Origin of the sequence: Streptomyces sp. NPDC002054 (genome assembly GCF_040296685.1) — a bacterium.
GTDB lineage: Bacteria > Actinomycetota > Actinomycetes > Streptomycetales > Streptomycetaceae > Streptomyces.
Genome location: NZ_JBEOXT010000022.1, coordinates 48,296 through 64,383, shown reverse-complemented (window position 1 = coordinate 64,383; position 16,088 = coordinate 48,296). Strand labels below are relative to the sequence as shown.

General features: G+C 74.1%; 1 pseudogene. It reads right to left on the bottom strand.

Annotated elements, in window-relative coordinates:
- Positions 1 to 142: 142 nt before the first annotated feature.
- A pseudogene (locus ABT123_RS21560) lies at positions 143 to 16,072 on the bottom strand (type I polyketide synthase); the annotation flags it as partial.
- Positions 16,073 to 16,088: the final 16 nt, after the last annotated feature.

The following is a 16,088-nucleotide window of genomic DNA, read 5'->3' as shown; positions in this document are numbered from 1 at the left end:
AGATGCCGGGGTTTCCCGCACAGTCTCACCAGCGCCGACTGCGGTTTTCCCTAAAGGAGTGCCGCGGCGGCAGGACATGAGGGCGCACCGGACACCATGGGGAAGGGTGTCCGGTGCGCCGGTTCGGGGAGGTTGGCTCGGGTCAGCCGCGGTCGGTGCGAGCGTGCGCGGTGAGCCACTCCTCCATGATCTGTGCGGTCTGTGCCGAGTCCTCGCGGATCATCGACAGGTGGTCGGCGTCCACGGGCCGCTCGTGCGCTCCGGCGACCAGGGGCGGGCGCTCCGCCGACGGCTGCTGTTCGATCGGCCGGTTGTCGGCTCCGAACAGCTGCTTGGCGCACTTCACCAGGAGCACGGGGGCGCTGCTGGGCTGTACCTGGAGGCGGCTGAGCAGGACCATCCAGCGGCCCATGGCGGACAGCCGGGCGCTGGTCAGTCGGACCACCGAGCCCTCGGCCGAGCCGGCGGGGGTGCCCGCGTTCGCGAAGTTGAGCCGCATCATGCCCTGGTAGTCGACGCCTTCGTCGTCGTTGTGCTGGAAGCTGTACGTGTCCAGCAGCACCACGGCGGCGGGCTTGATGCCCCAGGTGTGTTCCATCAGTCCGGCCGCCGCGTAGGCGAAGGAGCCGCCGGAGGAGTGGCCGACGAGGACGAACGGTTTGCCCTCGGCCGCCCGCAGGGCGCTTTCGGCGATCACCCGTGTTGCGGCTTCCGGGGTGGCGGGCAGCCGTTCCCCGGTCTCGAAGCCGACCAGGGGCAGCGCCGCCACCTGGCGCTTGCCGCGGAAGTGCGCGGCCAGCCGGGCGTACTGGTGGATGCCCGCGTTGGCCGTGGGCGCGCTGACGCAGATCAGCCTGGGGGCGGCCGGACCCTCGGCGAGGGTGGAGGCGTAGGGCAGGTCCTCCAGTTCGGCCGAGGCCTCGTAGGTGGGGCGGAGTGCGGCCACGGCGACCAGCATGTGCTGGGCCTCGGCCACCTTGCCGTCGGCGAGGGCGTCGGTGAACAGGCTTTCGAGGGAGCCGGGTTCGGGCTCTCCGGACGGCAGGCCCAGGGTGGCGCCGACGGCCGTGCCGTCCTCGGTGCGGACCTGCTGGGCGAGTTCGCCGCGCAGCCAGCCGGCCAGGTCCGCGGGCGTCTTGTTGTCGAAGACGACCGTCGCGGACAGGCGCATGCCGGTGCTGGCGGCGAGCTTGTTGCGCAGTTCGACGGCGGTCAGCGAGTCGAAGCCGAGCTCGTAGAAGTCCCGGTCGGCCTCGACGGCGTCGGCCGATGCGTGGCCGAGCACGGTCGCGGCCTCGCTCCGCACCAGGTCGGTGAGGAACCGGAGGCGGTCCTTCTCACTGAGCGCGAGGAGCTGACGGGTGAGGTCGGCTGCGGTGTCCTTGCCGCCCGCGGTGTTGGCGGCGGTGCGCCGGGCGGTACGGACCAGGCCCCGGAACAGCGGGGGGACCTCGCCCTGCGGGCGCATGCCGCCGCCGGTCAGCCCGATCGGGATGACGAGCGGTTCGGCGGAGCCGAGGGCGGCCTCGAACAGGGCGAGGCCCTGGTCGATGGTGAGCGGGGGCATGCCGCCGGACTGCATGCGCCGCATGTCGGTGTCGCTGAGCTCGCTGGTCATGCCGTCGTCCTGGACCCAGGGGCCCCAGGCCAGGGAGGTGCCGGGCAGTCCGAGGGCTGCGCGGTGGTCGGCGAGGGTGTCGAGGAAGGAGTTGGCGGCGGCGTAGTTGCCCTGGCCGGGGCTGCCCATGATGCCGGCGATGGACGAGAACGTCACGAAGGCGGCCAGGTCGAGGTGGCGGGTGAGGTCGTGCAGGTGCCAGGCCGCGTCGACCTTCGGCCGCAGGACGTCCGACAGCCGTGCGGGTGTCAGTGAGGTGATGATGCCGTCGTCCAGGACACCGGCCGTGTGGATCACGGCGGTGAGCGGGTGCGCGGCCGGGATGCCCGCGATCAGGGCGGTCGCGGCCTCCAGGTCGGCGGTGTCGCAGGCGGCGACGGTGACGGTGACGCCCGAGGCCTCCAGCTCGGCGGCCAGTTCGGCGGCGCCGGGCGCGGCCGGGCCGCGCCGGCTGGTGAGCAGCAGGTGCCGGACGCCGCGGGCGGCCAGCCTGCGGGCGAGGTGGCGGCCGAGGGCGCCGGTGCCACCGGTGATCAGGACGGTGCCCTCGGGGTTCCACACGGGCGGCATGGTGAGCACCGTGCCGTCCAGGGGGCCGCCTTCCGGGGTGCGGGCGCGCAGGGCGGTCCGGGCGTGCCGGATGTCGTACGCGGCAACCTGGCCGGCCGGGGTGGCGGCGGCCTGTTCCCAGGTCCAGCCGTCGGGGACGGGCGCGAGCCCGTTCTCCGCCAGGACGGCGGCGGGGGCGATGGCCACCGGCTCCAGGCTCATCACCCGGTCACCGGCACGCAGGCCGTGCACGCCGGGTCCGGTGGCGCTGACGGTGCCGGCGATCCGGGCGGCCGGGCCGTCGGTGGCTTCGCCGGTGAGACCGGCGGCCACGACGGCGACGCGTACCTCGCCGTCGGTGAGCGGCCGTGCCGCATCGGGGCAGGGCTCCAGCCGCAGGTCGTCGGCCGCGTCGCCCTCGGGCAGGGCCAGCCGCCACCCCGCTCCCGCGGGCGGCAGCAGGCTCGGGGCGGTGGCCAGCCGGGCGAGCCTGCCGACGCGCAGCACCCCGTCGCGTACCGCGAACTGGGCCTCGCCCGCGGCGAGCGGGCCGGCGAGCCGGGTGAGGGCGTCGGCGACGTCGGTGTCGTGTTCGGTGTCGAGGAGGACGAACCGGTCGGGGTGCTCGGAGTTCGCCGAGCGCACCAGGCCCCAGGCGGCACCGCCGGTGAGGTCGGTGACGGTGTCGCCGTCGGTGGCGCGGATCGCCCGGCGGGTGACGAAGACCAGCCGGGAGGCGGCGAACCGCTCCCCGTCCAGCCAGTCCTGGACCAGGGCCAGTACCTGCCCGGTCAGCGCGTGTACGGCCGCGGGCACATCGCCGCCGGTGCACTCGGGCAGCGGTACGACGACCAGCTCCGGCACCTGCGCGCCGGGCGCGGCGAGTTCGCCGAGGGTGGTGGCGCGGGCGCCGAGGCGGTAGGGGTCGCCGGCGCCGAGCGCGAGGGCGCCCGGTGCTCCGGTGGACGTGCTCTCGGTGGCCGTGCTCTCGGTGTCGGCCGGGATCCACTCCACGTGGAACAGCGGCTCGCGGGCGGTGCCGGTCCCGGCCTCGGCGGCGGCCAGGGTGACCGACGCGGCGGACAGGACGGGGGCGCCTTCGGCGTCGTAGGCGCCGAGGACGACGGTGTCCTCGCCGGACCGGGTCAGGCGGACCCGCAGCACCGAGGCGCCGCCGGCGTGCAGGGTGAGGCCCTGCCAGGCCGCGGGCTGCGGCAGCTGGTCCTCGTCGCCGAGGCCGAGCAGGGCGGCGCCGTGCAGGGCCGCGGCGGACAGCGCCGGGTGCAGCCCGAAGTACCGGGCGTCGTCGGCGGCCTCACCGGCCAGCCGTACCTCGGCGAACACCTCCTCGCCGCGCAGCCACGCGGCGTGCAGGCCCTGGAAGACGGGCCCGGGTGCGCCGTCGCCGTAGAAGCCGTCGAGGTTCACGGCCGCGGCGCCGGCCGGCGGCCACACCAGCGGGGCCGACGGCGCGGTGAAGGGCTCGGCGGTCAGGATGCCGAGGGCGTGCCGGGTCCACGGCTCGTCGGGGGCCGCGTCGCCGGGGCGCGCGTAGCAGGCGACGGTGCGGTTTCCGCTGTCCTCCTCGGGGGCGCCGACCCAGACCTGGATGACCGGTTCGGCGCTGCCGTCGAGCGGCAGCGGTGCGGTGACGGCGAACTCCCTGAGGTGTCCGCAGCCGACCTGGTCGCCCGCCTGGACGGCGAGTTCGAGGAAGGCGGTGGACGGGAAGTGGGCGGGCCCGCCGGTGTGGTGGTCGAGCAGCCAGGGGTGGACGCGGAGCGAGAGCCTGCTGGTGAACAGCACGCCGTCGGCTCCGGCGAGCGGGACGGCCGCGCCGAGCAGCGGGTGTGCGGCGGGCACCAGGCCTGCCGAGGTCACGTCCCCGGACAGGGGCGCGGGGCGCGGCCAGTACCGGTCGTGCTGGAAGGCGTACGTGGGCAGGTCGGTCGTACGGGCGCCGGTGCCGTCGAAGAGCCGCGGCCAGTCGAGGTCCACGCCGGTGACGTACAGCCCGGCCAGGGCGGTGACCAGGGCCGTCTCCTCGGGCCGGTCGGCCCGCAGGCTGGATACGCAGACGCACTGGCCGGCGTCCTCGCCGAGGCTCTGGGGGGCCAGGGCGGCGAGGGTGCCGTCGGGGCCGACCTCCAGGAAGGCGGAGGCCCCGGCCTCGCGCAGGGCGCGCACGGCGTCGGCGAAGCGGACCGTTTCGCGGACGTGCCGGACCCAGTACTCGGGGTCGCGGAGCTGCTCGGCTCCGGCCTCGGCGCCGGTGAGGGTGGAGACGAGCGGGATCTCCGGCTCGGCGACGGCCAGGCCGGCCACGACGGTCCGGAACTCGTCCAGCATCGGGTCCATCAGCGGGGAGTGGAAGGCGTGCGAGACCCGCAGCCGCCTGGTCCTGCGCCCCATCCGTTCGACCTGGGCCCGTACGGCCTCCACCGCGTCCGCGGCGCCGGAGACGACGACCGAGGACGGTCCGTTGACGGCGGCGACGGCCACCCGCGCGGTGAGCAGCGGGCGGATTTCGTCCTCGGTGACCTGTACGGCGGCCATCGCGCCGCCTTCGGGCAGGGCCTGCATCAGCCGGCCCCGGGCGGCCACCAGCGTGCACGCGTCGGCCAGCGTGAACACCCCGGCCACATGGGCGGCGGCGATCTCGCCGACGGAGTGGCCGGCGACAAACTCGGGGCGTACGCCCAGGGAGGCGAGCAGCCGGAACAGGGCCACCTCCACGGCGAACAGCCCGGTCTGGGCGTAGGCCGTCCGGTCGGCCGCCTCGGCGTCGGTTCCCCAGATCACCTCGCGCAGCGGTTGCTCCAGGTGGGGGTCGAGCTCGGCGCACACGGCGTCGAAGGCGTCGGCGAACACCGGGAAGCGGGCATACAGTTCGCGGCCCATGCCGAGTCGCTGTGCGCCCTGCCCGGAGAAGAGGAAGGCGGTGGTGTGAGTGGCGGCCTCGCCGCGGGCGGCCTCCGTGCCGTCGACGAGCACGGCGCGGTGCGCGAAGGCGGTACGGGCGGTGGCGAGGGAGTGGCCGACGTCCAGCGGGTCACGGCCCTCGGCGTGTGCCGTGAGGCGGGCGAGCTGCTCGTCCAGGGCGGCGGAGGTGGCGCCGGACACCGGCCACGGCACCGTGGCGGGCCGCACGGACGGCGCCTGGGGGGCTTCGGCCGGGGATTCCTCCGGGGTCCCGGCGGGCGGGGCCTGCTCGATGATCGTGTGGGCGTTGGTGCCGCTGATGCCGAACGAGGACACACCGGCCCGCCGGGGGCGGTCCGTCTCCGGCCACGGCCGGGCCTCGGTGAGCAGGTCGATGGCCCCAGCCGTCCAGTCGACGTGGGTCGAGGGCTCGTCGATGTGCAGCGACTTGGGCAGGACGCCGTGCCGCAGCGCGAGGACGGTCTTGATCACACCGGCCACGCCGGCGGCGGCCTGGGTGTGCCCGATGTTGGACTTCAGCGAGCCGAGCAGCAGCGGCTTCTCCGGGTCGCGGCCCCGGCCGTAGGTGGCCAGCAGGGCCTGTGCCTCGATGGGGTCGCCGAGGGCGGTGCCGGTGCCGTGGCCCTCGACGGCGTCCACGTCGGCGGGGGTCAATCCGGCCGCGGCCAGGGCCTGGCGGATGACGCGCTGCTGGGAGGGGCCGTTGGGGGCGGTGATGCCGTTGGAGGCGCCGTCCTGGTTGACGGCGGAGCCGCGTACCAGCGCCAGGACCTCGTGCCCGTTGGCGCGGGCGTCGGAGAGGCGTTCCAGGACGAGCATGCCCACGCCCTCGGACCAGTTGGTGCCGTCGGCGGCGTCCGAGTACGCCTTGCAGCGGCCGTCGGCGGCGATGCCGCCCTGGACAGTCATGCCCGCGAAGCCGACGGGGGTCGCCATCACGGTGACACCGCCGGCCAGGGCCAGCGAGCACTCGCCGGCCCGCAGCGCCTGGGTGGCCGAGTGCAGGGCCACCAGGGAGGAGGAGCAGGCGGTGTCGACGGTGACGGCGGGACCCTCGAGGCCGAGGACGTAACTGATGCGCCCGGACAGCACGCTGGAGGCGAGGCCGGTGCCGGCGTGGCCGCCGATGTCCTCGCGGGAGCTCATCATCAGCGTCGCGTAGTCGAGGCCGTTGGTGCCGACGAACACGCCGGTGCGGCTGCCGTGCAGGGAGTCCGGTGCGATGCCGGCCCGCTCGACGGCCTCCCAGGAGGTTTCCAGCAGCAGGCGCTGCTGCGGGTCCATGGCGAGGGCCTCGCGCGGGGAGATCCCGAAGAAGCCGGCGTCGAAGTCGGCGACGCCGGGGACGAATCCGGCTTCCAGGGTGGCGCTGCGACCGCGTCCGTCGCGGTCGCCGGCGCTGAGGGTCTTCAGGTCCCAGCCGCGGTCGGTGGGGAAGGGTTCGATGCCGTCACCGCCGGTGGAGACCAGGTGCCACAGGTCCTCGGGGGTGCGGACGCCGCCGGGCAGGCGGCAGGCCATGCCGACGACGGCGATCGGGTCGTCGTCGAGTGCGGCGCGGTGCGCGATGGCGCCTGTGCCGTCCGGCCGTTGCTCGTCGAGGAGTTCGGCGAGCAGGTGCTCGGCGAGGACGGTGGCGGTCGGGTAGTCGTAGACGGTGGTGGCGGAGAGCTTGAGGCCGGTGGCGAGGTTGAGTCGGGCGGGGAGTTCGACGGCGGTGAGCGAGTCGAATCCGAGGTCGCGGAATTTCCGGTCGGCGGAGACGGCCGCCTTGCCGCTGTGGCCGAGGACCGCGGCGACGTGGGTGCGGACCAGGTCGGTGACGAGGGTCAGGCGCTCGGCGGCGGGCAGGGCCCGCAGCCGCAGGGTGAGTTCGTGCGCCTGCGAGGTCATGTCCTCCCGGGCCGTCTCGGCGTCGGCGAGGGCCTGCCGGGCGGCGGGAAGTCCGGCCAGCAGCGGGTTGCCGCGCAGCCCTACGAGGGTGTCGAGGATCTGCGGCTGCCGCAGGTCGAGCACGATCAGGGTCGGAGCGGACCGGGTAACGGCCTGCCGCAGCGCGGCAAGCGCCAGCTCGGGGTGCACGGCGGGCACGGCCGTACGGCGGGACGCGCCGTCGGCCGGACCCTCGTCGACAGCAGGTTCGGCGTCCATCCAGGCGCCCCAGGCCAGCGAGTTCGCGGGCAGGCCGCGGGCGTGGCGCTGATGGGCGAGCGCGTCGAGGACGGCGTTCGCGGCGGCTACCGCCGCCCGGCCGGGGGTGCCGACGGCGCCGGCCACGGACGAGAACAGCACGAACGCCGACAGGTCCAGCCCGCGCGTCAGCTCGTCCAGGTGGAGTGCCGTCAGCGCCTTGGCCCGGTGTACGGCCGTCAGCCGCTCCGGGGTCAGGTCGTCCAGCACCCCGTCGTCGACGATGCCGGCCGCGTGGACCACGGCCGTGAGCGGGTGCTCGGCGGGGACGGCCGCCAGTACGGCGGCCAGGGCCTCCCGGTCGGCGGTGTCACAGGCCACGACGGTGGCTTCGGCGCCCAGGGCGCGCAGTTCGTCGACGAGTTCGGCGCTGCCGGGTGCGGCGGGGCCGCGTCGGCCGACGAGCAGCAGGCGGCGTACACCCGCAGCCGCGAGCCAGTGTGCGGTACGGCTGCCCCGGCCGCCGGTGCCGCCGGTGACCAGCACCGTGCCGTCGGCGTGTGCGGCGGCGGGCTGCCAGCCCGCGTCCGGCGAGCCGGCAGGCGCGGGCACCAGCCGTCGTACATACACGGCGGAGTCCCGCACCGCGATCTGGTCCTCGCCGTCGAGCCCCGCCAGGACGGCGCCGAGCCGCCGGGCGGCCCGCCCGTCGAGGGTTTCGGGGAGGTCGATGAGCCCGCCCCAGCGCTGCGGGTGCTCCAGGGCGGCGACCCGGCCGAGTCCCCAGATGCCGGCCTGGGCCGGGGACGGCAGGTCCTCGGTCCGGGCGACGGCGACCGCGCCCCGGGTCACGCACCAGAGCGGCGCCGTGATCCCCGCGTCGGCCAGGGCCTGGAAGAGCACGGCCGTCGCCGCGGCGGCGACCCCACCCGGGGTCGGTAGAGCCAGTACCCCGACGAACCCACCTACAGGAGAGGGGAGTTGCCCCAGCAGGGCGGCCAGCGAAGCCCGGTCCGCCCCCGCCTCCACCGTGAGGTGCACCGCGTCGGGCCCGGCCGCTTCCCGCACCGGGGCGGTCCAGCTGTCGTCCGCGCCGTCGGCGGGTACGACCACGAGCCAGGTCCCGGCGGGCTTGCCGCCCGCCACCGCGCCCAGCGGCTGCCACGCCTCGTGGAACCGCAGGGCGTCGAGCAGTGCCTGGTCACGGCGGTGCCTGCGCCAGTTCGACAGCGCGGGCAGCACAGCGCCGAGCGCCTCGCCGTCCACGTCCAGGTCGGTGGCCAGGGCGGCCAGGTCCTCGCCCTCGACAGCCGTCCAGAACTCCGCGTCGGCGGGATCGGCCGCAGTGGCGGGGGCGATCCCAACCGCGGGGCCGGTCTGCGGCCAGTGGCGGGCGCGCTGGAAGGCGTACGTGGGCAGGTCGACGGACCGCGCGGCGGTGCCGTCGAAGAGCCGCGTCCAGTCGACGCGTACGCCGCTGACGTGCAGCCGGGCGAGCCCCTCGACCAGGGCCCGCTCCTCGGGCCGGCCGGCCCGCAGCGCGGGCACGGCGGCGCAGACCTCGTCCTGGCCTCCGAGAGCGGTACGGGTGGCGGCGGTGAGGATGCCGTCGGGGCCGAGTTCCAGGAACGCGGACACCCCGGCCTCGCGCAGCGCGCCGACCCCGTCGGCGAAGCGGACGGTCTCGCGGACGTGCCGCACCCAGTAGTCGGGGGTGGAAACGAGCTCCGGGCCGGCCACCGCACCCGTCAGGTTCGACACGAGCGCCAGCTGCGGCTCGGCGAAGGCGATCCGAGCCGCCACGGCCCGGAACTCGTCCAGCATCGGGTCCATCAGCGGGGAGTGGAAGGCATGCGACACCCGCAGCCGGGTGACCTTGCGGCCCGCGGCCTCGAAGTGCGCGCCGATCGGCGCGAGCGCGTCGGCGGCGCCGGAGACGACCACCGAGGACGGCCCGTTGACCGCCGCGATCGACACCACACCGGCATCGAGCAGCGGGCGCACCTCCTCCTCCGTGGCCTGTACGGCCAGCATGGCGCCGCCCTCGGGCAGAGCCTGCATCAGCCGGCCGCGCGCCGCGACCAGCGCGCACGCGTCGGCGAGGCCGAACACCCCGGCGACGTGCGCGGCGGCGATCTCGCCGACCGAGTGGCCGGCCACGAACTCAGGCCGCACACCCAGCGATTCGACCAGCCGGAACAGCGCCACCTCGACGGCGAACAGCCCCGCCTGGGCGTACGCCGTACCGTTCAGCGTGTCCTCGTCCTCGCCCCACACGACCGTACGGACGGGACGGGTCAGGTGCTCGTCGAGCGCCGCGCACACGGCGTCGAAGGCCTCGGCGAACACCGGGAAGCGCGCGTACAGCTCCCGGCCCATGCCGAGCCGCTGCGAGCCCTGCCCGGAGAACAGCACGGCCGTGATCCGGCTCTCCGCGGCCGTGCCACGGGCGATCTCGGCGCCGTCCACCAGCACGGCCCGGTGCTCGAACGCGCCGCGCCCCGCGGCGAGGGAGTACGCGACGTCCAGCGCGGGCAGGGCGCCGCCGAGCAGCGGGGCCAGCCGGTCCGTCTGCGCGTCGAGGGCGGCCTCGGACTTGCCGGACACCACCCAAGGCGCGACGGCAGGCAGCACGGAGGCTTCCTGGGCCGGCGCGTCAACCGGCGGGGCCTGCTCGATGATCGTGTGGGCGTTGGTGCCGCTGATACCGAACGCCGATACGGCGGCCCGGCGCGGCCGGTCGACCGCCGGCCAGGGCGTGGTCTCGGTGAGCAGCCGCACGTCACCGGCGGACCAGTCGACATGGGTGGAGGGTGCGTCCACGTGCAGGGTCCGCGGGACGGTGTCGTGGCGCAGGGCCATGACGATCTTGATCACACCGGCCACACCGGCCGCGGCCTGGGTGTGCCCGATGTTCGACTTGAGCGAGCCGAGGAGGAGGGGCAGACCGCCCTCGCCGCGCTCCCGGCCGTAGGTGGCCAGCAGGGCCTGCGCCTCGATCGGGTCGCCGAGGGTGGTACCGGTGCCGTGTCCCTCGACCACGTCGACGTCGGCGGCCGTCAGGCCCGCGTTGGCGAGGGCCTGACGGATGACCCGCTGCTGGGCGGGTCCGTTGGGGGCGGTGAGGCCGTTCGAGGCGCCGTCCTGGTTGACGGCGGAGCCGCGAAGCAGTGCCAGGACCCGGTGTCCGTTGCGGCGGGCGTCCGAGAGCCGTTCCAGTACGAGCACGCCCACGCCCTCGGACCAGCCGGTGCCGTCGGCGGCGTCCGCGTACGCCTTGCACCGCCCGTCGGTGGCGAGGCCGCCCTGCCGGGTGAAGCCGGGGAATCCGAGGGAGGAGGACATCACGGTGACGCCGCCGGCGAGAGCGAGCGAGGATTCGCCGCTGCGCAGCGACTGGGCGGCCAGGTGCATGGCCACGAGGGAGGAGGAGCAGGCGGTGTCCACGGTCACGGCCGGGCCTTCCAGCCCGAAGGTGTAGGACACCCGGCCGGAGACCACGCTGGCCGCGAGGCCGGTGCTGGCGTGGCCCTCGATGTCCTCGGGGGAGTTCATCACGAGGGTGAGGTAGTCCTGGCCGCCGGTGCCGACGAACACGCCGGTCGCGCTGCCGCGCAGGGCGGCCGGGTCGATGGCGGCGCGCTCGATGGCCTCCCAGGAGGTCTCCAGGAGCAGCCGCTGCTGCGGGTCCATGGCGAGGGCCTCACGCGGCGAGATGCCGAAGTGGCCCGCGTCGAACTCGGCCACGCCGTGCAGGAATCCGCCCCTGGCGGTGGCGCTGCGGCCCCGGCCGTCCGGGCCGTGACCGGCACCGAGGAGGGTGTCCAGGTCCCAGCCCCGGTCGGTGGGGAAGTCGGCGATTCCTTCCCGGCCTTCGAGGACGAGGTCCCACAGGTCTTCGGGCGAATCGATGCCACCGGGCAGCCGGCAGGCCATGCCGACGATGGCGATCGGGTCGTCGGCCACGCCGGTGGCCACGGCGGCCGGGAGGCGTACGTCGCCGTTCTCGTCGAGCAGTTCGGCGAGGAGGTGGGCGGCGAGTGCGGTGGGGGTGGGGTAGTCGAAGACGAGGGTGGCGGGCAGCCGCAGGCCGGTGACGTCGGTGAGGCGGTTGCGCAGTTCCAGTGCGGTGAGGGAGTCGAGCCCCAGGTCGTGGAAGTCCCGGTCCGCGCCGATGGTCTGCGCGGAGGCGTGTCCGAGGACGGATGCCGCTTCGGTACGCACCATCTCTACGACGGCACGGATACGGTCCGCCTCGCGCAGCTCCCACAGCCGGGCGGCGAGCGCAACGGCCGTTGCGGCCCCGCCGGCGGTGGTGGCGGCCATCCGCCGCCCACCGCGGACCAGCCCGCGGAACATGGTGGGCACTTCGCCGCGCAGCCGCGCGCCGGCTCCGGTCGCGAGTCGGCCGAGGGGGGCGAGGAAGGGGGTGTCCGTGGCCATCGCCGCATCGAGGAGGGCCAGCCCCTGCTCGACGGAGAGCGGCGGAACACCCGAGGAAGCGATCCGCTCCCGGTCCGCCTCGGACAGGGTCGCGGTCATACCGCCGGTGGGCGCCCAGGCGCCCCAGGCGAGGGACTGCGCCGCCAGACCCTGAGCACGGCGGTGTTCGGCGAGGGCGTCCAGGAAGACGTTGGCGGCGGCGTAGTTGCCCTGACCCGCCGAACCCATCACACCCGAGATCGACGAGAACATCACGAACGCCGAAAGGCCCATCTCGCGGGTCAGCTCGTGCAGATGCCAGGCCGCGTCCACCTTCGGACGCAACACCTTCGAAACCCGCTCGGCGGTCAGCGAGGTCACCACGCCGTCGTCAAGCACACCAGCAGTGTGAATCACCGCCGACAGCTGAACGCCGGCCAACACCCCTGCCAGCGCAGCCCGGTCCGCCACATCACACGCGACGACAGAGACATCCGCACCGGAAGCGGCCAGTTCGTCCCGCAGCTCCACCGCGCCCGGAGCATCCAGCCCCCGACGCGACACCAGCAAAAGGCTCCGCACCCCGTGCACGGCCACCAGATGCCGGGCCACTTCACGACCCAGACCACCCGTACCACCGGTCACCAGCACAGTCCCGTCCCCCAACGGGGACTCCACCACACCGAGCGAGGACTTCAACCGGGCCAGCCGCGGCAGGTGCACTGCTCCGTCGCGCACCAGAACCTGCGACTCACCCGCCGCAAGCACCTCCGCGACCGGCAGCTCGCCGCCGTCCTCGATGTCCACCAGCAGGAACCGGCCCGGGTTCTCCGACTCCGCCGCCCGCACCAGACCCCATACCGCGGCACCCGCCAGATCAGCACCCGAGACCGCACCCCGCGTCAGGACGACCAGGCGCGAGCCCTCGGGCCCCTCCAGCACGTCCTGCACCGCGGCAAGAGCCCGGGCACACGCCTCATGGACGGCCTCAGGCGAGACACCGCCCTCGACCGGGAAGACCGTGAGCGCAGCATCATCGGCAGCGGACGCTGCCGACACATCGGCCGGCACCCACTCCAGGCCCAGCAGCCCGTCCCGTTCCGGCACCGCCCCGACCGGCACCACCGGAGCGCCCAGAACGAGCTCCTCTACCGACAGCACCAGCCCGCCCTCGGCGTCCACCAGCGCCAGCGAAACCGAGTCCTCCGTCATACGGCCGATCCGCGCCCGCACCACCGACGCACCCGCCGCATGCAGCGAAACCCCACGCCAGGACACCGGCACCAGCTCCCGATCCCCCGCCGCATTCCGCACCACCTCGGCCAGCAACGCCGGATGCAGACCAAACCGATCCGCCTCCCGCGCCACCTCACCCGACAGCGCGAACTGCACCTCCGTGTCGGTGGCCTCCACCGCCGCGGCAGACGAACCGGCGACCAATACGCCCGTGGCGTGCTCGGTCCACTCGGCGTCCGAGTCCTGCTCACGCCGTGAGTGCAGCCGGAACGGCCGTGCGCCCGACGCGTCCGGGGCGCTCACCCAAACCTGAACGGCCACCGCGCCGTCCTCCGCGAGCACCAGCGGTTCGGTGTGTGTCAGTTCTTCGACACGTCCGCAGCCGACCTGGTCGGCGGCCCGGATGGCGAGTTCCAGCAGTCCGGTTGCCGGGAAGACCACCTGGCCGTCCACCACGTGCTCCGCCAGCCACGGCTGTGAGGCGCACGACAGCCTTCCCGTGAGCACCGTCCCGTCCGAACTGGCCAGGAAGACCGCGGCTCCCAGCAGCGGGTGCTCGGCAGGCATCAGCCCGGCGCCGGCGACGTCCCCCACGGGCAGCGCGGGCCGCGGCCAGTACCGCTCGTGCTGGAAGGCGTACGTCGGCAGGTCGACGCCCTGAGCGCCCGTACCGTCGTACCAGCTCGCCCAATCCACCCCCACGCCCGCGCAGTGCAGCCTGGCCAACCCGGCGGCCAGCGCGCTCTCCTCACTCCGGCCCTTGCGCAACACCGGGGTGACGGCCACGGCATCCACGCTCAACTGGGCCAGTGCGCACAGGCTGCCGTCCGGACCCAGCTCCAGGAAGGTGTCCACACCCTGGCCGGCCAGAACACGCACCGCATCGGCGAACCGTACGGTCTCCCGGACATGCCGCACCCAGTACTCCGGGTCGCACACCAGCTCGGCATCCGTGGCCAGCGCAATCTCAGGCGCCGAGAACGACAGCCCCGACACCACCGCACGGAACTCGTCCAGCATCGGATCCATCAACGGCGAATGGAACGCGTGCGAGACCCGCAGCCAGGTCGCCTTGCGACCCAGCCCCTCGAAGTGGCCTCGTACGGCCTCAACCGCCTCCTCGGCACCCGAGACAACAACGGCCGAAGGACCGTTGACCGCCGCGATCGAAACGGACTCGCCCAGCAGCGGCTGGACTTCCTCCTCCGTGGCCTGGACGGCGAGCATGGCGCCACCCTCCGGCAGCGCCTGCATCAACCGGCCGCGCGCCGCGACCAACGCACACGCATCTGCCAACGACAGCACACCCGCCACATGAGCAGCCGCGATCTCACCCACCGAATGACCGGCCACAAAATCCGGCCGCACACCCAGCGACTCGACCAGCCGGAACAGAGCCACTTCCACAGCAAACAGACCCGCCTGGGCATACGCCGTACCGTTCAGCGCCTCCTCGTCCTCACCCCACACCACCTCACGCACCGGCATGCCCAGCCCCGCACACACCGCGTCAAAGGCCTCCGCAAACACCGGGAAACGCGCATACAACTCCCGCCCCATCCCCAGCCGCTGCGACCCCTGCCCCGAGAACAACACCGCAAGAGACCGATCACCGGCCACACCACGCGCAATCTCGGCGCCCTCCACCAGGACGGCCCGGTGCCCCAGGTTCGTGCGTCGCGCGGCCAGCGAATAGCCCACGTCCAGCGGGGACTTTCCGAGGACCGTGGCCGTGCCCAGCCGCGTCAGCTGCGCGTCCAGCGCGGCCTGGGACTTGGCCGACACCGCCCACGGAGCGACGGTCGGCGTCACGGTCGGCTTGGTCTCGTCGCCCTCGGCGGGCGGGGCCTGCTCGATGATCGCGTGGGCGTTGGTGCCGCTGATACCGAAGGCCGACACGGCGACCCGGCGCGGTCGGCCCGTGGCCGGCCAGTCCGTCTGTTCGGTCAACAGCGAGACGTCACCGGCCGACCAGTCCACGTGCGTGGTCGGCTTGTCCACGTGCAGGGTGCGCGGCAGCACGCCCTCCCGCATGGCCATGACCATCTTGATCACACCGGCCACACCGGCCGCGGCCTGGGTGTGCCCGATGTTCGACTTGAGCGAGCCGAGCAGGAGCGGTCTGCCCTCGGGGCGGTTTTCGCCGTACGTCGCCAGCAGTGCCTGCGCCTCGATCGGGTCGCCCAGCGGCGTACCCGTACCGTGCCCCTCCACCGCGTCCACATCCGCCGCCGACAGGCCGGCAGCCGCCAGCGCCTGGCGGATCACCCGCTGCTGCGACGGACCGTTCGGCGCGGTCAGGCCGTTGGACGCACCGTCCTGGTTCACGGCCGAGCCGCGGATCACGGCGAGGACGTCGTGACCGTTGCGCTTGGCGTCCGAGAGGCGTTCCAGAACCAGTACGCCCACGCCCTCGGACCAGCCGGTGCCGTCGGCGGCGTCCGCGAACGCCTTGCAGCGCCCGTCGCCCGCCAGCCCGCCCTGCCGGCTGAATCCGGCGAAGCTCATCGGCGTGGACAGGACCGTCACACCACCGGCCAGGGCCATGGTGCAGTCGCCCGAACGCAGGGCATGGGCGGCGACATGGAGCGCGACGAGCGAGGAGGAGCACGCCGTGTCCAGGGTGACCGCCGGTCCTTCCAGGCCCAGGGCGTACGAGATGCGGCCGGACAGCACGCTGGCCGTCAGACCGGTGGTCGCATGGCCTTCCACGTCCTCCAGGGAGTTCATGACCACGCCGACGTAGTCCACGCCCGCCGTGCCGACGAACACGCCGGTCCGGCTGCCGCGCAGGATCGTCGGGTCGATGCCGGCCTGCTCGAACGCTTCCCAGGAGGTCTCCAGCAGCAGCCGCTGCTGCGGGTCCATCGCCATGGCCTCGCGGGGAGAGATCCCGAAGAAGTCCGCGTCGAAGGATGCGGCGTCGACGAAGCCTCCCTCTACCGAGGCACTGCTGCCGTTCCCCTCGCCTGCCAGGGCCGCCAGGTTCCAGCCCCGGTCGGTGGGAAAGGCAGAGATGCCGTCGCGGCCCTCCGTCACCAGCCGCCACAGGTCCTCGGGCGAGCGCACCCCACCCGGCAGGCGGCAGGCCATGCCGACGATCGCGATCGGCTCCTGCTTCTCCGACTCGGCTTCCAGCAGTCGTTGGCGAGTCTGGTGCAGATCAGCAGTGACCCACTTGAGGTAGTCA